The organism is Mycobacterium sp. 134 (assembly GCF_048282715.1).
In the GTDB taxonomy this organism is placed as follows: Bacteria; Actinomycetota; Actinomycetes; order Mycobacteriales; family Mycobacteriaceae; genus Mycobacterium; species Mycobacterium septicum.
In genome coordinates, this window is the sequence record NZ_JBLVUN010000008.1 from 4886097 (window position 1) to 4903838 (window position 17742).

Genomic DNA, 17742 nt, shown 5'->3' on the forward strand with positions numbered 1-17742 from the left:
ATGTTCCCACCACGGTGGCGGTGAAACAGGTAGGACTCTCAAACTTCGCCGAACCGTGCCCTGCCGCCCCAGTGGGGTCTACGTCACACTCGGCCCCGATCGTGATACGGTCCCGCGCATGGCTGAGCTCCCCTACTTTGACCTGCTGATCGATGAACGGCAGGACGGCGGCGAAACCGGCCAGCTGTGGGAAAACCAGGTGCACTGGGGCTACTGGGAGGACCCCAGGACCGCCAAGGGCACCCGGGCCGATTACATCGCCGCCATGGAGCAGATGGACCACGTCCTGTTCGCGGCAGGAAAGGTTGCCGACGGGCAGAAGGTGCTGGACGCCGGCTGCGGATTCGGCGGAACCATCCAGCAGATCAACGGCACCTACTCCAACATGGATCTCACGGGTCTGAACATCGACCCGCGCCAGCTCGCGGCCGCCGAGGCCCAGACCAAGCCGGTCAACGGCAACAAGATCGGCTGGGTCGAAGCCGACGCCTGCCAGCTGCCGTTCGAGGACAACTCGTTCGACCGCGTGCTGGCCGTCGAGTGCATCTTCCATTTCCCGTCCCGTGAGAAGTTCCTCGCGGAGGCGGCGCGGGTGCTCAAGCCGGGTGGTTACCTGGCGGTGTCCGACTTCGTGCCGACCCTGATGTTCTTCGGCAAGACACCGATCTGGATGGCGATCCGTCCCAGGATCGCGAAGTCCTACGGAACGCTCGGCAATGTGCCCCTGCGGGGCTACAAGTCCATGGGCAAGCGGGCGGGGCTCGAACTCGCGGCGAAGCGCAACATCCGGAAGAACACGTTGCCGACCTATCCGTTCCTGCTCAAGTTCTTCCGCGAGCAGGGGTCGGCGGATGCCCAGAAGACGATGATCGTCGGCACCCGCTGGATGAAGTGGCTGTCCAAGCTCGGCCTCATCCAGTACCGGGTGTACACGTATCACAAGCCTGCCTGACGGCACCCGGCTCGGCGAAACCCTTTGACCAGCGGCGCTTGTCTGTCGCCGCTTTGTCATGCGTGCGGTCAGAGGGTGGGCATGAACTCGGCGAGCGCCAGGATCATGAAGACCACCAGGGCGAGGCCGATCAGCCCACCGGCCGGGATCATGGCCACGCACACCGCAACCCAGACGAAAAGCCGCGGCCATTCAAAGGGTTGATTGCCCATGACACCGCCACGACGTTCCCGGAGACCGTGGTAGGCGGCCCACACACCCGCGCCGACAGCGGCACACGCGATGATCCGCAATCCGTCCGGCGTCGCCAGCAGGGCGACGCCCGCCATGATCGCCACCGCGGTCAGACGAGCCGTCATGGCGGTGTGAAGCCCGGTCACGCGGGTGATCGCCGAACCACGATCCGGCTCACCGCGATAGCGGGGTAACCGCCCCTCGATACCCAACATTCGCCAGATCCAGCGCGACCATGTCGTCCGCAGGCCCAGGTCCTCGGCCACCCGCCGAACGTCGGCGGCCGACTCCGCCATCATCTGCCGCGACTGATCGCTCCGCCAGAACGCAGCCTTGAAGACCCGGCGCGGAACGCCGAACTGCCGGGCGAAAGTGCGTGGGGGCCCGATCATCTCCCCGATCAACCACCGGAGAAAGAATGGGAAGAGAATGGCATACCACGCCCGCTTCAATCGCGTTACGCGTTGCATTCGCTGAGCCAGAAGGTCATCGGCAAACGAAATGTGACGAGCTTCCTCCGCCAGATGAATATAGGTGATCTTGTTCAGAAGCGGCGGTACGTGCGCCGCGCCGCGGTGCTGAAGAGTCTGCTGAAAGTGCAGCGGTTGTTCACCACACAGCACCCCGATGAAATGGATGATGTTGGCATAACCGCCGATAAAGCCCAGGATCGGTCCGATGAACCGGGAGCCGCGCCGCATTCCGGGGACATCCTCGCCGGTACGATTGACGAATTCCTGGAACATCTGGATGTGATTGCATTCGTCGATGAGCTCGTGGAGCAGATACTGGAATACCGGGGAACCGTTCGGCATCTTGCCGGCGTAATGCACCACTCCGCGAATCAACATCATTTCGAACTGGAGCGTGACTTTCAGGGTGTTCGCGGTGATCCAGCGGCCCATGTCAATTCGACGCTGCAACGGCTGCTGGGCATACCAGTCCGTCGCCGCGAGCGGGGCGCTGTCCGGATCCAGTTGCCAGCGCGGATCGTGCTCGTCCAACGCGTTCTCGGGTGCGTCCCAGTCGATGTCGACGTAGGGATCGAACCGCCGACGGACCGTCGCACGAGAGAGGGCCTCCACTCGTTCGAAGTAAAGGTCCCCCGTTGCTGTGCCGTCCGCGTCGCCGACCGTTGTCATTTCCCCATCCGTTGATGTGTGAGTTTCCTTGCAGAGGGTATCAACCTGAGAGCCGTATCACGGCCCTAGCCACGGGATTGTGCCACGAGTTGTTGCACGTCCGTTAGGTGGGCGGGACCAGCACCCGCGACGACCGCCGCCGACGGCGCTGACCGGCCGCGAAGACGACTCGCGGACCCGTGCGAGGGGCTGCCCGCAGACGATGACGGAAAGGCAGACAAAATTGACGTTGCCTCTCATTCGGACCCGGTTCGTGCTCAGTTCGCAGTACCGTAGCCGTCATATGCGCAGGACTCACGAACTTTCGTCGAAACAAGCCGTTGTTGTCGGAGGGAGCATCGCCGGGCTGTGCGCAGCCCGGGTACTCGCCGACCATTTCGACCGCGTCATCCTCTACGAACGTGATGAGCTGCCGGACCAGCCGGTCAATCGCAGCGCCATACCGCAGGGCCAGCATGTACATCTGCTGATGGCCCGTGGCGCTCAGGAACTGGAGGGGCTGTTCCCCGGATTGCTCCACGACATGGCGGCGGCCGGGGTCCCGGTGATACGCAACCGTCGCGAGTTGATCCACTTCGACGCGGCCGGGCACATCCTGGAGACCGGACTGGACGACAAGTACGTCGCCTATGTGCCCAGCCGCGGCCACCTCGAATGGCAGATCCGCAAGAGGGTGAGCGCGATGCCCGGCATCGAGATCGCGCACCGAGCCGTCGCGCATCCGCAGTACGACCCGGCAGCCGAGCGGGTGACCGGCGTCGTCCTCGACGACGGTGATGTCACGCCGGCCGATCTGGTGGTCGACGCGTCAGGCCGCGGCAGCCGGCTTCCGACGTGGTTGCAGCAGTGGGGATTCGAGCGCCCACGCGAGGATTCGGTACAGGTGGGCGTCACGTACGCCTCGCACCGCGTGAAGATCCCCGACGGCATGATGCCCCAGAAGATGGTCATCGTCGGCGCCACCCGAAACCGCCCACTGGGGATGGGCATGCTGTTTCACGAGGACGGCATCTGGATGGTGACGGCATTCGGAGTGGCCAAGGCCGAACCGCCGCGTGACTTCGCGGAGGTCTGCACGCTGGCCGACGAGCTGCTGCCTGCGGAGATCAGTGCCGCGCTGCGGGCCGGGACTCCCGTCGGCGAAATGAACGTGCACCGGTACCCGACGAGCAGGTGGCGCCGCTACGAGCGGATCGATAAATTTCCCACGGGAATCCTGCCGTTCGGTGACGCCATCGCCAGCCTCAACCCCACGTTCGGACAGGGCGTGACGATGGCAGCACTGCAGGCCGGCAATCTCCGCCGGGCGCTGGCCGAGGGCATGGACAACGTGATGTGGCGGCTGGCGTTCCGCAACGCCAAGACGATCTGGCCGGTGTGGATGATGAACGGCGCGGCGGACCACACCGAACACGGGGCGCAGGGCGACCGCCCCTGGTGGTACCGGCCGGCGTACGAACTCTTCACCCAGTTTGTCGCCGCAGCCGAGACCGACCCCGTTCTGGCCGAATGGTTCTTGAGCAGAACCAGCTTGCTCGACAGTCTCTATCTGGTGCCGACACCCCGCCTGATCGGCCGCGCGATGCGTAACAACGTCAAACAATGGGTCGCCGGGCGCAAGAGCCGAGACAGCGAGGTCGGCGTCCTCGACGCCGTGCCCGTGACCGGTACCCGCTAGATCCCGATCGTCACGCGGAACAGCTTCGTCGGCTCGGCGGCGGTCAACCGGATGGGGCCGTCCTCGGCCGCCACCCAGGCCGCCGCGCCGCGCTGCATGGTCAGCTTGTCGTCGTCGGCATAGACCACCGCGGCGCCCTCGGTGCACAGCAGCAGCTGCGGGCCATCGTGGTGGGAGTGCACGTCGATCTCGGCACCGATGTGTTCACCGTCGACCGCCAGCACCGACACCGCGAACTCCTGCGCGGGTGTCTGATAGATGGTTTCCGCCCCGTCCGTGACGGTTTCCGGGCGGAGTCGCTCCTCGGGGGTCGGGGTGAAGTCCAGCACCCGCAGCAGCTCGGGCACATCCACGTGCTTCGGGGTCAGCCCACCGCGCAGCACGTTGTCGGAGTTGGCCATCACCTCGACACCGACACCGTGCAGGTATGCGTGCAGGTTTCCGGCAGGAAGGTAGATGCCCTCCCCGGGGCGCAGGCTGATGCGGTTGAGCAACAGGGAGGCCAACACGCCGGCATCACCGGGATAACGCTCACCGAGCTCCAGCACCGTCTTGACCTCGGCGGCGAATTTCTTTGCCCCGGAACGGATGTAATGGACCGCCCCGTCGAGAACTGCAGGCACCAGCACGTCGAGGTCAGGCTGCGGCGCGGTGATCCAGGTGGTGAACAGAGCCCGCAACCCGTCGGCGTCGGATTGATCGGAGAGCAGGTTGATGAACGGGTCAAGATCCGAGACCGCAAGTGCGCGCATCAGCTCGACCGTGCGGTCCACGGTGCGGAATCCGGCGAGCGCATCGAATTGCCCCAGCGCAACCAGCAATTCGGGTTTGTGGCTCCGGTCGCGGTAGTTGCGTATGGGCGAGGACACCGGGATGTCCAGCCGATCCTCGCGGTCGAAGCCCTCCCGGGCCTGCGCGGCGCTGGGGTGAGCCTGCAACGACAGCGGTTCGTCGGCGGCCAGCACCTTGACCAGGAATGGCAGTGCATCGCCGAATCGGCCGATCGCCACGCTGCCCAACTGGCCCTCGGGGTCGTCGTGAACCGCCTGCAACAGCGACTCTTCACCGTGTTCGGTCTGCAGCCAGGCCGGGTCGCCCGGATGCGCCCCGAGCCACAGCTCGGCCTCCGGATGGATTGTCGGACTGGGCCTTCCGGTGAAATCAGCGATTGCCGTACGCGAACCCCAGGCATAGGTCCGCACCGCGCCCCGTAGCAGATGCACTTCTTATCCTCGAACCAGTTTCAAATATACGGCCGTCATCTCCAAGCGGACAGCCAGAATCGCCAGTTGTTGTTCCGGGCGCCCGACCGGCAGCGTTGTCTCCGCCGATTCCGGCACATCCTCGGCGCCGATCACCGCGATGTCGTCGAATCCGTTGACGCGTGCCCCCACCGCCTGCCGTTCGGTGTCGGTGATCAACGCGAACGTGCGCATGCGGCGTGGCAGCGGTCCGTCGATCTCCTCGTCATGGAACAGCGACCTGGCCGCGGACGGTCCGACCGCGCCACTGCCTATCGCAGCGAGCACGTCACCCAGTCCGGCTGCCGCCACCACTTCCCCGGCCAGGCGCAGCATCACGGTCGCCCCGTGCCGGGCCAGCGCCAGGGTGGCCGGATTGTCGCCGGCCAGCACGACCGCGCTGTCCGACATCCGTTCGGCCAGCGTCTTGGCCGGATTGGTGAACAGCTCTCGCCCGACGCTGTTGCGCAGCGCCTCGGCGTCCAGTTCATCGGCCAGCGCGGACAGATCCACGCGCATCCCCGGATCCACGACATGCAGTGCGGCCAGCCCCGCGGCCACATACCGGGTCAGCCCGAAGTCGTCTGGCACCCACAGTCGGGGCGCCAGCACCACCGCGCGCCCGGCCGCGATGTCACGCAACGGCCCCTCGTTGGGCGCCACGATCAGCACCCTGGCACCGCGACGCACGCCGGTGGCGGCCGCGTTCACCAGGGCCGGATCACCCGGGTCGTCGCCGGCCACGATCAGCACGTCGAGTGCGCCGAGCCACGGCGGGGTCTCGGCGGCCACCACGATGGGCGCCGAGATCGACGCGCCGAGCGCGGCGGCCAGCATGGCCCCGGCATTCTCGGCCGTACCGCGGCCGGCAACCCAAATCACCGTGCGCGGTGGGTAATCGGCGCGTAGCGGGTCGAGCAGACCCTCCGCCAACGCGGCAGCGGTGGCCCGAACCTGGGCGCCTGCCATCGCCGCGGCCCGCAGCAGACCGTTGCGATCGGCGGCGACAAGTCCGTCGCCGTCGTCTAGATCGACCGTGGCGTCCACGGCGTTCACGGCACCGGCTCGCTCACCCCACGGATCTGTGCCGAAACTCTGTCGACGAGCGCGGCGACGTCCTCGGCGGTGCGCGCTTCCACGTTCAGCCGCAGCAGTGGCTCGGTGTTCGACGTGCGCAGGTTGAACCAGCTGCCGTCACCGAGATCGACCGTGACCCCGTCGAGGTGGTCGATGGATTGGATCGAGCTGCCGAAGGATTTCAGCACGGCCTCCACGCACGCCGGGGCATCGCTGACGGTGAAGTTGATCTCGCCGGAGGCCTCGTAACGCTGGTAATCCGCCATGAACTCCGAGAGCGGGCGGTCCTGCTCTCCGAGTGCGGCCAACACGTGCAGGGCCGCGAGCATGCCGGAATCGGCGCCCCAGAAGTCACGGAAGTAATAGTGCGCCGAGTGCTCCCCACCGAAGATCGCGCCGGTCTCGGCCATCAGCGCCTTGATGTAGGAGTGTCCGACCCGGGACCGCACGGGGGTGCCGCCACGCTCGATCACCAACTCGGGAACGGCACGTGAGGTGATCAGGTTGTGGATTACCGTGGCACCGATCTCACGCTTGAGCTCGCGGGCGGCAACCAATGCCGTCACCGCCGACGGCGACACCGGACGGCCGAGTTCGTCGACCACGAAGCAGCGGTCGGCGTCGCCGTCGAACGCCAGGCCGATGTCGGCACCGGTGGCCAGCACATGGGCCTGCAGGTCGATCAGGTTGGCCGGATTCAGCGGGTTGGCCTCGTGATTGGGGAAGGTGCCGTCGAGTTCGAAGAACAGCGGGAGCACCGTGGCGCCGGGGATCGGCCCGAGAACCGCGGGGGTGGTGTGGCCGGCCATGCCGTTGCCGGCATCGACCGCGATGCGCAGCGGCCGCAGCGCGCTGAGATCGACCAGGGACCGAAGGAAGCTGCCGTAGTCGTCCAGCACATCTCGATCGGAGAGGGCTCCGGGCGGGCCGTCGTAGGCCGGCACACCCGCGATCACCTCATCGGAGATGACCGAGAGTCCGGTGTCCTTGCCGACGGGCTTGGCCCCGGCACGGCACAGTTTGATGCCGTTGTAGGCGGCGGGGTTGTGGCTCGCGGTGAACATCGCCCCGGGACAATCCAACAGGCCCGAAGCGAAGTACAGCTGATCGGTGGAGGCCAGGCCGATGCGGACCACATCCAGGCCCTGGGCGGTGACACCGTCGGCGAATGCCGCTGCCAGCGTTGGCGAACTGGCCCGCATGTCGTAACCGATCGCCACCTGCGCGGCACCTTCGCCGCGGACCAGACGAGCGAATGCACCGCCGACCTCGGTCACGAACGCCTCGTCGATCTGACTGCCGACCAGACCTCTGACGTCATAGGCCTTGATGACATCGTGAACAGCCGCCGCTGGCCTAGACATATAGCTCCTTGTGAAACGGAATCGTTGGCGCCAGCCTAACCGTCGGGCGGCGTCGACACGTTCACTACTCTTGGGCCGGTCGTCGTCTGTTCAGGGTTAATCGGTGGGATCCGGCAACACCCGCAGGTGCCCGCGACGACGTCCATTGGTCTCCGCCGGGCGCGCCTGCGGTGCCATCACCGCGCTGGTGCCCAGACCGGTGGCGGGATCCGAGAATCCGGCCACCACCCCGCCCCGGGGAACGGCACCGGGCTGGCCTTCGCGGACCGCATCGGCCAACGCCACCAGATCGTCTTCATCGGGATGAGTGGGCAGCGGCACGGCGTGCCGGACCAGCTCCCAGCCCCGCGGCGCGGTGATACGGCCGGCGTGGCCGACACACAAATCCCAGGAATGAGGCTCAGACACCGTGGCCAAGGGTCCGACTACCGCCGTGGAGTCGGAGTAGACAAAAGTCAGCGTCGCCACGGCATAGTGCGGGCACCCGGGCCGGCAGCAGCGACGGGGAACATTCACGCTCCAGAGATTACTTTGGACGATCGCTGTGCGCCGCTGGACACGCGGCCGTCGGGGCCCCGATCCCGAACCGTTACGATCATCGCCGTGGCCCAGCGGAACCCATGGCGATCGCGCCGCGGCCGCGATATGCGCGGGCCGCTGCTTCCACGCTCGGTTCCCGGCTGGCGCAGCCGGGCCGAGCGGTTCGACATGGCGGTGCTGGAGGCCTACGAGCCGATCGAACGTCGGTGGGCGTCGCGCCTGCGAGAACTCGATGTCGCTGTCGACGAGATTCCGCGGATGTCTCCGAAAGATCCGGACAGTGTGCAATGGCCACCCGAGGTCATCGCCGATGGACCGATCGCATTGGCGCGGCTGATACCTGCCGGGGTCGACGTCAGAGGAAATGCGACCCGGGCTCGAATTGTCTTGTTCCGCAAGCCCATCGAGCGCCGAGTCAAAGGACCCGATGAGCTCGCGGACCTGCTGCATGAAATCCTGGTGGCCCAAGTGGCCACCTATCTGGGAGTGGAACCGTCAGTCATCGACCCGACTATCGACGACGACTGACACCGAGCGCCGCACCTTTCGGTGAGCGCTCCGTCGAGCTGGAGCGTCAGATGATGCCGCGTTTGAGCCGGCGACGCTCCCGTTCGGACAGTCCTCCCCAAATACCAAAACGCTCGTCGTGCGCAAGCGCGTACTCCAGGCATGCGTCCTTCACCTCGCAACCCAGGCAGATGCGCTTGGCCTCGCGGGTAGACCCACCCTTCTCCGGGAAGAACGCCTCCGGGTCGGTCTGTGCGCACAGCGCACGTTCCTGCCATTGGTCGTCTTCGGCTTCCGGATCAGCATCAATATGCTCCGGAACCAAACTCAGCTGAGGACGTCCAGCTTCCCCCAGCGGTGCCGGTGCCGCATTGATGTGCGGTGCGTTGTCCAGTGAGCCGAGTAGCCGGTTGTCGAACCGGACCACACGATCGAAATCGCCGCTCTCATAAGACATTATCCCCCGCCTCCTCACTCGGTCTCGTAGATCCTAAGTGGAGCCCCACTATTGCGATATGCGGTCACCCCATTCGAACAAATGATCGAATCTCGGTCTGCGACACCGGAATCAGTCACCGACCGGGAAATGACACATCTGTGATTACACACGTGTTAGCTGCCAGGGTCAAGCGCCAGGGTGCGAATTCATACCATCTCGTAATGTCAAATCGGCGCGTCGCGACATCGGCGTGTCCTGCCCGTGACGACGTCGTTTCCATCCGCGAGCCTGGAACGCTTAGGGTCGGACGTTGTGAAGATCACCGTTCTGGTCGGCGGCGTCGGAGGCGCCCGGTTTTTGCTGGGGGTGCAGCACCTGTTGGGCCTCGGCCAGTTTGCCGGGAGCGACAGCAAGCACGAACTCACAGCGATCGTGAACGTCGGCGACGACGCCTGGATGCACGGAGTCCGGATCTGCCCGGACCTCGATACCTGCATGTACACCCTGGGCGGCGGTATCGACCCCGAGCGCGGTTGGGGCCACAAGGACGAGACCTGGCACGCCAAGGAAGAACTGGCCGCATACGGCGTGCAACCCGACTGGTTCGGCCTGGGCGACCGGGACCTCGCCACCCATCTGGTCCGCACCCAGATGCTGCGCGCCGGCTACCCGCTGTCCCAGGTCACCGAGGCGTTGTGTAAGCGCTGGTCACCTGGGGCGCAGCTGTTGCCCGTCACCGACGACCGCAGTGAAACCCACGTGGTGATCACCGACCCCGCCGACGGTGAACGACGGGCCATCCATTTCCAGGAATGGTGGGTGCGCTACCGCGCGCAGGTGCCCTCGCACAGCTTTGCGTTCGTCGGTGCGGAACAGGCAACCGCCGCGCCGGGTGTCGCCGAGGCCATCGCCGATGCCGACGTGGTGTTGCTGGCGCCGTCAAATCCGGTCGTGAGCATCGGACCGATCCTGCAGATCCCGGGAGTCCGGGGCGCATTGCGCTCGACCGCGGCACCGGTGATCGGGTACTCCCCCATCATCAACGGAAAACCGTTGCGCGGCATGGCAGATGAGTGCCTTTCCATCATCGGTGTGGATTCCACCTCACAGGCCGTCGGTCAGCACTTCGGCGCCCGGTCCGGCACCGGAATCCTGGACGGCTGGCTGGTACACGAAGGCGATGACGCCGAGATCGAGGGCGTGAAGGTGCGTGCCGTGCCACTGCTGATGACCGACCCGCCCACCACCGCCGAGATGGTGCGCGCCGGTCTCGATCTCGCCGGAGTCCCATTGTGACCACCGACGCGAACACCGAGCACGGGTCCGCAGGCCGCGTCGAGATTCTGCCGGTACCAGGACTTCCCGAGTTCCGGCCCGGGGATGACCTGGCTGCCGCGCTGGCCGAGGCGGCGCCATGGCTGCGCGACGGGGACGTACTGGTCATCACCAGCAAGATCGTGTCCAAATGCGAAGGCCGCATCGTCACCGCCCCTTCTGACCCGGAAGAGCGGGATACCCTGCGGCGCAAGCTCATCGATTCCGAAGCGGTCCGGGTACTGGCCCGCAAGGGCCGGACGCTGATCACCGAGAACGCCATCGGCCTGGTCCAGGCCGCTGCCGGTGTCGACGGGTCCAACGTCGACTCGAACGAGTTGGCGCTACTGCCGGTGGATCCCGACGGGAGCGCGCGGGACTTGCGCGTACGCCTGCGTGAGCAACTCGGCGTCAACCTCGCCGTCGTGATCACCGACACCATGGGCCGCGCCTGGCGCAACGGCCAAGCTGACTTCGCGATCGGTGCGTCCGGGCTCACCGTCCTGCACGGATACGCCGGCGCACACGACCGGCATGGCAACGAACTTCTGGTCACCGAGGTGGCGGTGGCCGACGAGATCGCTGCGGCAGCCGATCTGGTGAAGGGCAAGCTCACCGCGATCCCCGTCGCGGTGGTGCGAGGGTTGGAGCTGACCGACGACGGGTCGAACGCCCGCACGCTGCTGCGGTCCGGCGAGGACGACCTGTTCTGGCTCGGTACGGCAGAGGCAATCGAGATGGGGCGCAATCAAGCTCAGCTACTGCGTCGCTCAGTGCGCTCGTTCTCCGACGAGCCGGTCGACCACGCACTCATCGAAGCCGCCGTCAGCGAGGCACTCACCGCACCCGCCCCGCATCACACCCGTCCGGTGCGCTTCGTCTGGGTGCAGGACAACGCCACCCGCACCCGGCTGCTGGACCGGATGAAGGAGCAGTGGCGGACCGATCTCACCGGGGACGGCCGGGACCCGGAGTCCGTGGAGCGGCGCGTGAACCGCGGCCAGATCCTGTACGACGCTCCGGAACTGGTGATTCCTTTCCTGGTTCCCGACGGTGCCCACAGCTATCCCGACGAGGCCCGCACCCAGGCCGAGCACACCATGTTCACCGTCGCGGTGGGCGCCGCGGTACAGGCTCTGCTGGTGGCGCTGGCGGTACGCGACGTGGGCAGCTGCTGGATCGGATCGACCATCTTCGCCGGTGACCTGGTGCGTGCCGAACTCGATCTTCCCGCGGATTGGGAGCCGTTGGGCGCCATCGCGATCGGTCACGCCGCCGATCCACAACCGCCGCGCGACCCGGTGCCCACCGACGGCCTGCTGGTCGTGAAGTGAGCGCCGAGAGCCTGCACGCCTCCGCCGTCGAGATGCTGACGAATTGGCAGACGACCGATCCCGGTCAGGACACACTGCGGCACGCGGTGCTGTCGTTCCTGGCCGCCCGTCCCGATGCCTGCCTGCGCGCGTGCGTGCCCGGCCACATCACCGCCTCGGCACTGGTCGTCGATCACACCGGAACGCAGACGTTGCTCACCCTGCATCCCCGCTTCGGCCGCTGGTTGCAGCTCGGCGGGCACTGTGAGGAATCGGATTCCGACATGCCTTCGGCGGCACTGCGCGAGGCCACCGAAGAGTCCGGCATCGCCGGATTGACCATCGACCCGCACCTGGCGGCGCTGCACGTGCATCCCGTGACCTGCTCGCTGGGAGTGCCGACCCGCCACCTCGACATGCAGTTCGTGGTCCGGGCCCCGGCAGGCGCCGAGATCGCCTGCAGCGACGAGTCTTTGGACCTACGTTGGTGGCCACTGGATGCCCTGCCCGATGGCACCGACTTCGGCCTTCAACAACTCGCCGACTCTGTCACCGGGACCGTCTAGTCTGGGCCCGGTGAACCCGGAGCGCAGGACCATCGTCATCACCGGCGCCAGTGACGGCGTCGGTGCCGCAGCCGCCCGCCAATTGAGCCGGCGCGGCGACAACGTCGTGGTGGTGGGCCGGTCACCCGGCAAGACCGCGGCGGTGGCGGGTGCGCTCGGCGCCGACTACCTCGTTGCCGACTTCGCCGAACTCGGCCAGGTCCGCGACCTGGCCACCCAGCTGCTGGATCGGTATCCGCGCATCGACGTGCTGGCCAACAACGCCGGCGGCCTCTTGGGCCGAACCCGGCAGGAGACCGTCGACGGGTTCGAGAAGACGTTCCAGGTCAACCATCTGGCCCCGTTCCTGCTGACCACCCTGCTGCTGGATCGCCTGATCGCGGCCAAGGCATCGGTGATCAACACCTCCAGCGTCGGCAACCGGCTGTTCGGCCACATCGACATCACCGACCTGAACCACGAACGCGGGTTCAAGGCGCAGAAGGCCTACGGCGACGCGAAGCTGGCCAACATCCTGTTCACCAAGGAACTGCACCGCCGCCACCACTCGGACGGGATCTCCACGGCGGCGTTCCATCCGGGCTCGGTGGCCTCGAACTTCGGCGCCGAGGCCAACAACCCGGCCCTGGAACTCCTCTACCGCACACCGCTGAAGAAGCTCATCCTGATCAGCCCGGACAAGGGGGCAGATCAGTTGGTGTGGCTGGCCACGTCGAGCCCCGGCACCGACTGGACCTCCGGACAGTATTACGCCCGACGCAAGCCCGGTCGGCCGAACAAGCAGGCCAACGATCCTGTTCTGGCACAACAACTCTGGGACCGCAGCCAGGAGATGGTCAGCGCCTAACCCGGGGCTTGGGTGCAGTACGCCGGCGGGCAGCTGCGGCGCGGCCGCAACGCCGAGACGACGCTATCTGACGTTTTTCCGCCAATTCTCGTCAGAGAGCGTAGTTTCGGCGCAGTAGGTGCAATCTCAGACGTCGGTCGAGTACCGGATACCGCCGTCGGGAATGGCCACGCCGGGCCACACCCTGGCACCGCGCAACAGCTCGCAGCGGGCACCGATGTCGGCCCCGTCGCCGATCACGCCGTCGCGGATCAGTGCCCGCGGTCCGATGCGGGCGCCGAAGCCGATGATCGAACGTTCAATCACCGCACCGGCTTCCACGCGGACCCCGTCGAAGATCACCGCGCCGTCGAGGCGTGCGCCGGCACCGATCTCGGCGCCGCGGCCCACCACGGTGCCGCCGATCAGCAAGGCGCCCGGCGCAACCGCCGCACCTTCGTGGACCAGGGACTCACCGCGACGGCCGTTGAGCGCCGGCGACGGTGCGATGCCACGGACCAGATCGGCCGACCCGCGCACGAAATCGTCTGGTGTGCCCATGTCCCGCCAGTACGAGGCGTCGACGTACCCGCACATCTTCAGTCCGCGGGAGAGCACCTCGGGGAAGATCTCGCGTTCGACCGACAGGGCCCGGCCGCGCGGGATCTGGTCGATGACGTTGCGGTTGAACACATAACAGCCCGCGTTGATCTGGTCGGTCGGCGGATCCTGGGTCTTCTCCAGGAACGCCGTCACGAAACCGTCGGCATCGGTGGGCACGCAGCCGAACGCACGCGGATCACTGACGCGCACCAGGTGCAGCGTGACGTCGGCCTGGTGGGTGTCGTGCGACTCCAGCACCGCGCCGAGGTCGGCGGCCGAAAGCACGTCACCGTTGAACACCATGGCCGTGTCGTAACGCAGCTTGTCCGCCACGTTGGCGATGGCACCACCGGTACCGAGTGCCTCGGTCTCGGTGACGTATTCGATCTCGAGCCCGAGATCGGAGCCGTTGCCGAACGCCTCCTCGAAAACCTCGGCCTTGTACGAGGTGCCCATCACCACATGCTTGATACCGGCCACCGAGATTCGCGCCAGCAGATGGGTCAGGAACGGAACGCCGGCCGTCGGCAACATCGGCTTGGGCGCCGAGAGGGTCAACGGCCGGAGCCTGGTGCCTCGTCCACCGACGAGGACGACAGCGTCCACCTCCGCGGGATTGATCACGTCAGTGCCCTTTCGCCTGTTTACGTCGAGAACTACCGACCACCAGGCCCGCACGTGCTGCCAGCGCGCCCCGAATTGTCCACCGTAACGGCGCCTGCCAGGGCGCCGGGTATCGATCAGCCAAAAAAGTGTAGGTACTGCGGTGATGGGCGGCCAAGTTGCGCGCCGGATCGCGGCCCGTGGAGTGCCCCTTGTCGTGGAGCACCTCGGCCGACGGCACGTAGACGTTCTGCCAGCCGGCCTGGGCGATCCGGTCGCCCAGGTCGACGTCTTCCATATACATGAAGTAGCGCTCGTCGAATCCGCCGACGGCGTCGAAGGCGGCCCGGCGCATCAGCAGGCACGAACCGGACAGCCAGCCGACCTCGCGCTCACTGGGCTCCTGACGGTCCTGGCGGTAGGCCGCGGTCCAGGGATTCGATTTCCAGAACGGGCCGACGACGGCGTGCATGCCGCCGCGGACCAGGCTGGGCTGATGGCGGGCCGACGGGTAGACCGAACCGTCGGGATCGCGGACCAACGGCCCGAGCGCACCGGCCTGCGGCCACCGCTGGGCCGCGTCGAGCAGCAGGTCGATCGACCGGGGCCCCCACTGCACGTCCGGGTTGGCGACGATGAAGAATTCGGAGCACTCCGCATCCGATATCCGCTCGGCGCCGCGGTTGACCGCGCTGCCGTAACCGAGGTTGCTGCCGGTACGGATCAGGCGCACGTTGGGGTAGCGCTTTTCCGCTCGTTCGGGTGCCCCGTCGGTCGAGCCGTTGTCGGCCATGATGACCGTCACCGGCCGGTCGGTGGCCAGGGCAAGCGAGGCCAGGAACCGGTCCAGATGTGGCCCCGGCGAGTACGTCACCGTCACCACCACGAGCGGGCGGGCCGCATCCTCAGTCACGGCGTAGAGGGTAGCGGGCCGGACGGGCACTCTTTTCCAACCGCTGCAGCCAGGGCTTCTCGCCAATCCCGCAGCGGGGTCAGGCCCGCCTCGGCGGACCGGAGCGCCGACAACACGGTGTAGGCCGGACGCGGTGCGGGCCGCGGGTGACGGCTGCTGTCGACCGGCCGAACCCGCTCCGGATCGGCACCGATCGCCGCGAATGTCTCCCGCGCCTGGTCGAACCGGCTGGCCGCCCCGGCGTTGGCGGCATGCAACACGCCCGGCCGCACACCGCCGTCTGCGATCTGCAACAACGCCGCGACCAGGTCACCGGTGTAGGTGGGCGATCCGACCTGGTCGGCGACCACATCGACCGGGCCGTCCCCGGCCGCCAGCCGGCGCATGGTCGCCACGAAGTCGGCTCCGTCTCCGCCGCGGTACACCCAGGCGGTTCGGACGACGTACGCGTCGGGTTTGGCGGCCAGCACCGCCTGTTCCCCGGCCAGTTTGGTCCGGCCGTAGACATTGACCGGTCCGGTCTGGTCATCGACCTCATATGGGGTGCGACGGTCCGTGGACGCACCGAACACGTAGTCCGTGGAGATGTGCACCAGGCCGGCACCGACCTGGGCGCATACCGCGGCGAGGTTGCCGGGGCCGACGGCGTTGACGGCGTGGGCCCTGTCCTGGTCTGTCTCTGCGGTGTCGACCTGCGTGTATGCCGCGCAGTTGATCACCACATCGCCGGACTCGACGAACGCGCGCACCGTGTCAACGTTGGTGATGTCACATTCCGCCGAGGTCAGGGCCAGCACGTCACGACCCTCGCCACGCGCCTGATCAGCCAATACCCGGCCGACCATGCCGCTGCCCCCGGTGATCACAATCCGTTGCGCCATGCGCCGAGTCTGGCACGCCGGTCGGCGTTACCCGGCTCACGTCCGAGCCGCAAGTAGCCTGGGCAGGTGCGTATCCCTGTCCTTCGCTCCCTCGCTGTCGCCACGGCGTCGGCCGTGGTGCTCGGAACTGGGGTGGCCTGGAGCCAGATCCGCTCCTTCGAATCCGGCATCAACCACATCAGCTCGGCGGCGCTCGGCGGCGGCGGCGAGGACGGTGCCATCGACATCCTGCTCGTCGGTATGGACAGTCGTACCGACGCCCACGGCAACCCGTTGTCGGCCGAGGAGTTGGAGACTCTGCGCGCCGGCGACGACGTCTCGACCAATACCGACACCATCATCCTGATCCGCATCCCCAACAACGGGAAGTCGGCCACGGCCATCTCCATCCCCCGCGATTCGTACGTGGAAGCACCGGGTTGGGGAAAGATGAAGATCAACGGCGTGTTCGGGGACGTCAAGCTCGACCGGATGAAGCAGCTCGTCGAGGTCGAGGGTGAAGATCCCGCCGTCGCCGAGCCCAAGGCCACCGAGGCGGCCCGCGAGGAGCTGATCCAGACCGTCGCCTCACTGACCGGCGTCACGGTCGACCACTACGCCGAAATCGGACTCCTCGGCTTCGCGCTGATCACCGACGCCCTCGGCGGCGTCAATGTCTGCCTCAAAGATGCTGTCTACGAACCGCTTTCGGGTGCCGATTTCCCGGCCGGTTGGCAGAAGCTCAACGGCCCGCAGGCGCTGAGCTTCGTTCGGCAACGCCATGACCTGCCGCGCGGGGACCTCGACCGGGTGACCCGCCAGCAGTCGGTGATGGCGTCACTGGCCCACGAGGTGATCTCCAGTAAGACGCTGTCCAGCCCCGGCACGCTAGGGCGGCTGCAGGATGCCGTGCAGCGCTCCGTGGTGATCTCCGACGGCTGGGACATCATGAATTTCGTCGAGCAGCTGCAGAAGCTGGCGGCCGGCAGCGTCGCGTTCGCCACCATCCCGATCCTGCGTGAGGACGGCTGGAGCGACGACGGCATGCAGAGCGTGGTCCGGGTGGATCCCGACGAGGTCCACCAGTGGGTGTCGAGCCTGCTGCAGGACCAGGACGCGGGCAAGACCGAACAGCTCAGCTATTCACCCGAGAACACCACCGTCGAGGTGGTCAACGGCACCGACATCAACGGCCTGGCCGCCGCGGTGTCACAGACGCTGAGCAACAAGGGGTTCCTGCCCGGCACCACCGGCAACCACGAAGGTGCCCCGCCGGTGTCCAGCCAGGTGCTGGCCGCCAAGAGCGACGACCTCGGCGCCCAGGCGGTGGCGAAGGACCTCGGCGGATTGCCGGTGAACGAGGATTCGTCGTTGCCGCCCGGCGCGGTGCGGGTGGTCCTGGCGGCGGATTACACCGGACCCGGCTCCGACGGCATGGATCCGTCCGCCGGCATCGTGGATCCGGCTTCGGTCGGCGACACCTACAGCGACACCGGCGAGCAGAGTCCGCCGCCACCGCCGTCGCCGATCCTCAACGCGGGTTCGGACGATCCCAAGTGTGTGAACTGAT

General features: G+C 66.9%; 17 protein-coding genes. 8 read left to right on the forward strand and 9 right to left on the reverse strand.

Features of this window, described 5'->3' with window-relative positions:
• Positions 1–118: 118 nt before the first annotated feature.
• The gene (locus ACNQVK_RS28045; protein WP_418032136.1) at positions 119–952 is read left to right on the forward strand and encodes a methyltransferase domain-containing protein; all 834 of its coding nucleotides are present in this window, start codon (positions 119–121) and stop codon (positions 950–952) included.
• A 68-nt stretch (positions 953–1020) separates the two neighbouring features.
• Here the strand turns inward: ACNQVK_RS28045 and ACNQVK_RS28050 are convergent, their stop codons facing one another.
• A complete protein-coding gene (locus tag ACNQVK_RS28050; RefSeq protein WP_418032137.1) occupies positions 1021–2328 on the reverse strand; it encodes an AurF N-oxygenase family protein in 1308 nt (435 codons plus the stop codon).
• A 283-nt stretch (positions 2329–2611) separates the two neighbouring features.
• Between ACNQVK_RS28050 and ACNQVK_RS28055 the strand changes: the two genes are divergently transcribed.
• On the forward strand, positions 2612–4006 hold the full coding sequence (locus tag ACNQVK_RS28055; RefSeq protein WP_418032138.1) for an FAD-dependent oxidoreductase: 1395 nt from the start codon (positions 2612–2614) through the stop codon (positions 4004–4006).
• Here the strand turns inward: ACNQVK_RS28055 and manA are convergent.
• From manA to ACNQVK_RS28075, 4 genes are all read right to left on the reverse strand, one after another.
• Complete coding sequence (manA, locus tag ACNQVK_RS28060) at positions 4003–5229, reverse strand: mannose-6-phosphate isomerase, class I (protein ID WP_418032139.1); 1227 nt, start codon at positions 5227–5229, stop codon at positions 4003–4005. The two genes, ACNQVK_RS28055 and manA, sit on opposite strands and share 4 nt — an antisense overlap.
• 3 nt (positions 5230–5232) lie before the next feature.
• Positions 5233–6303, reverse strand: coding sequence for a TobH protein (locus tag ACNQVK_RS28065; protein WP_418032140.1), 1071 nt, complete (start codon positions 6301–6303; stop codon positions 5233–5235).
• Positions 6300–7688, reverse strand: coding sequence for a phosphomannomutase/phosphoglucomutase (locus ACNQVK_RS28070; protein WP_418032141.1), 1389 nt, complete (start codon positions 7686–7688; stop codon positions 6300–6302). The genes ACNQVK_RS28065 and ACNQVK_RS28070 overlap by 4 nt, the downstream gene beginning before the upstream one ends.
• A 96-nt stretch (positions 7689–7784) precedes the next feature.
• On the reverse strand, positions 7785–8204 hold the full coding sequence (locus ACNQVK_RS28075) for a DUF3499 domain-containing protein (RefSeq protein ID WP_418032142.1): 420 nt from the start codon (positions 8202–8204) through the stop codon (positions 7785–7787).
• A 129-nt stretch (positions 8205–8333) separates the two neighbouring features.
• On the opposite strand from ACNQVK_RS28075, the gene ACNQVK_RS28080 reads away from it, so the two are divergent.
• Entirely contained in the window at positions 8334–8756 is a 423-nt protein-coding gene (locus ACNQVK_RS28080) for a metallopeptidase family protein (protein WP_044516672.1), read from the forward strand.
• A gap of 46 nt (positions 8757–8802) precedes the next feature.
• On the opposite strand, the gene ACNQVK_RS28085 is transcribed toward ACNQVK_RS28080, so the two are convergent.
• Positions 8803–9066 (reverse strand): WhiB family transcriptional regulator, encoded by a 264-nt coding sequence (locus ACNQVK_RS28085; protein WP_418034390.1) that lies wholly within the window; start codon positions 9064–9066, stop codon positions 8803–8805.
• Positions 9067–9486: 420 nt separating this feature from the next.
• On the opposite strand from ACNQVK_RS28085, the gene cofD reads away from it, so the two are divergent.
• Genes cofD through ACNQVK_RS28105 form a run of 4 tightly spaced genes read left to right on the forward strand, consistent with a single transcriptional unit; the run spans position 9487 to position 13214 of the window.
• On the forward strand, positions 9487–10470 hold the full coding sequence (gene cofD / locus ACNQVK_RS28090; RefSeq protein WP_418032143.1) for a 2-phospho-L-lactate transferase: 984 nt from the start codon (positions 9487–9489) through the stop codon (positions 10468–10470).
• Positions 10467–11822, forward strand: coding sequence for a coenzyme F420-0:L-glutamate ligase (locus tag ACNQVK_RS28095; protein WP_418032144.1), 1356 nt, complete (start codon positions 10467–10469; stop codon positions 11820–11822). Before cofD ends, ACNQVK_RS28095 begins: the two co-directional genes overlap by 4 nt.
• 32 nt (positions 11823–11854) lie before the next feature.
• The gene (locus ACNQVK_RS28100) at positions 11855–12367 is read left to right on the forward strand and encodes an NUDIX hydrolase (protein WP_418034392.1); all 513 of its coding nucleotides are present in this window, start codon (positions 11855–11857) and stop codon (positions 12365–12367) included.
• Positions 12368–12377: 10 nt separating this feature from the next.
• Positions 12378–13214 carry an SDR family NAD(P)-dependent oxidoreductase gene (locus tag ACNQVK_RS28105; protein WP_418032145.1) on the forward strand — a complete coding sequence of 279 codons (837 nt, stop codon included), beginning with the start codon at positions 12378–12380 and terminating at the stop codon, positions 13212–13214.
• Positions 13215–13340: 126 nt separating this feature from the next.
• Here the strand turns inward: ACNQVK_RS28105 and ACNQVK_RS28110 are convergent, their stop codons facing one another.
• The 3 genes from ACNQVK_RS28110 to rfbD are packed head-to-tail and all read right to left on the reverse strand — an operon-like array spanning position 13341 to position 16193.
• Positions 13341–14420, reverse strand: a complete 1080-nt coding sequence (locus tag ACNQVK_RS28110; RefSeq protein ID WP_273732691.1) for an NDP-sugar synthase — start codon at positions 14418–14420, stop codon at positions 13341–13343.
• Between the two features lies 1 nt (position 14421).
• Positions 14422–15312, reverse strand: coding sequence for a glycosyltransferase family 2 protein (locus tag ACNQVK_RS28115; RefSeq protein WP_418032146.1), 891 nt, complete (start codon positions 15310–15312; stop codon positions 14422–14424).
• The gene (rfbD, locus tag ACNQVK_RS28120; protein WP_418032147.1) at positions 15309–16193 is read right to left on the reverse strand and encodes a dTDP-4-dehydrorhamnose reductase; all 885 of its coding nucleotides are present in this window, start codon (positions 16191–16193) and stop codon (positions 15309–15311) included. Before rfbD ends, ACNQVK_RS28115 begins: the two co-directional genes overlap by 4 nt.
• Before the next feature lie 66 nt (positions 16194–16259).
• Here rfbD and ACNQVK_RS28125 point away from each other — a divergent pair, with 66 nt between their 5' ends.
• The gene (locus ACNQVK_RS28125; RefSeq protein WP_273732694.1) at positions 16260–17741 is read left to right on the forward strand and encodes an LCP family protein; all 1482 of its coding nucleotides are present in this window, start codon (positions 16260–16262) and stop codon (positions 17739–17741) included.
• Position 17742: the final 1 nt, after the last annotated feature.

Excerpts from the sequence above, each read along its gene's own strand:
- ACNQVK_RS28045 (WP_418032136.1), top strand. The coding sequence starts at position 119 with ATGGCTGAGCTCCCCTACTTTGACCTGCTGATCGATGAACGGCAGGAC.
- ACNQVK_RS28050 (WP_418032137.1), bottom strand. The coding sequence starts at position 2,328 with ATGACAACGGTCGGCGACGCGGACGGCACAGCAACGGGGGACCTTTAC.
- ACNQVK_RS28055 (WP_418032138.1), top strand. The coding sequence starts at position 2,612 with ATGCGCAGGACTCACGAACTTTCGTCGAAACAAGCCGTTGTTGTCGGA.
- ACNQVK_RS28070 (WP_418032141.1), bottom strand. The coding sequence starts at position 7,688 with ATGTCTAGGCCAGCGGCGGCTGTTCACGATGTCATCAAGGCCTATGAC.
- ACNQVK_RS28080 (WP_044516672.1), top strand. The coding sequence starts at position 8,334 with ATGCGCGGGCCGCTGCTTCCACGCTCGGTTCCCGGCTGGCGCAGCCGG.
- ACNQVK_RS28100 (WP_418034392.1), top strand. The coding sequence starts at position 11,855 with ATGCTGACGAATTGGCAGACGACCGATCCCGGTCAGGACACACTGCGG.
- rfbD (WP_418032147.1), bottom strand. The coding sequence starts at position 16,193 with ATGGCGCAACGGATTGTGATCACCGGGGGCAGCGGCATGGTCGGCCGG.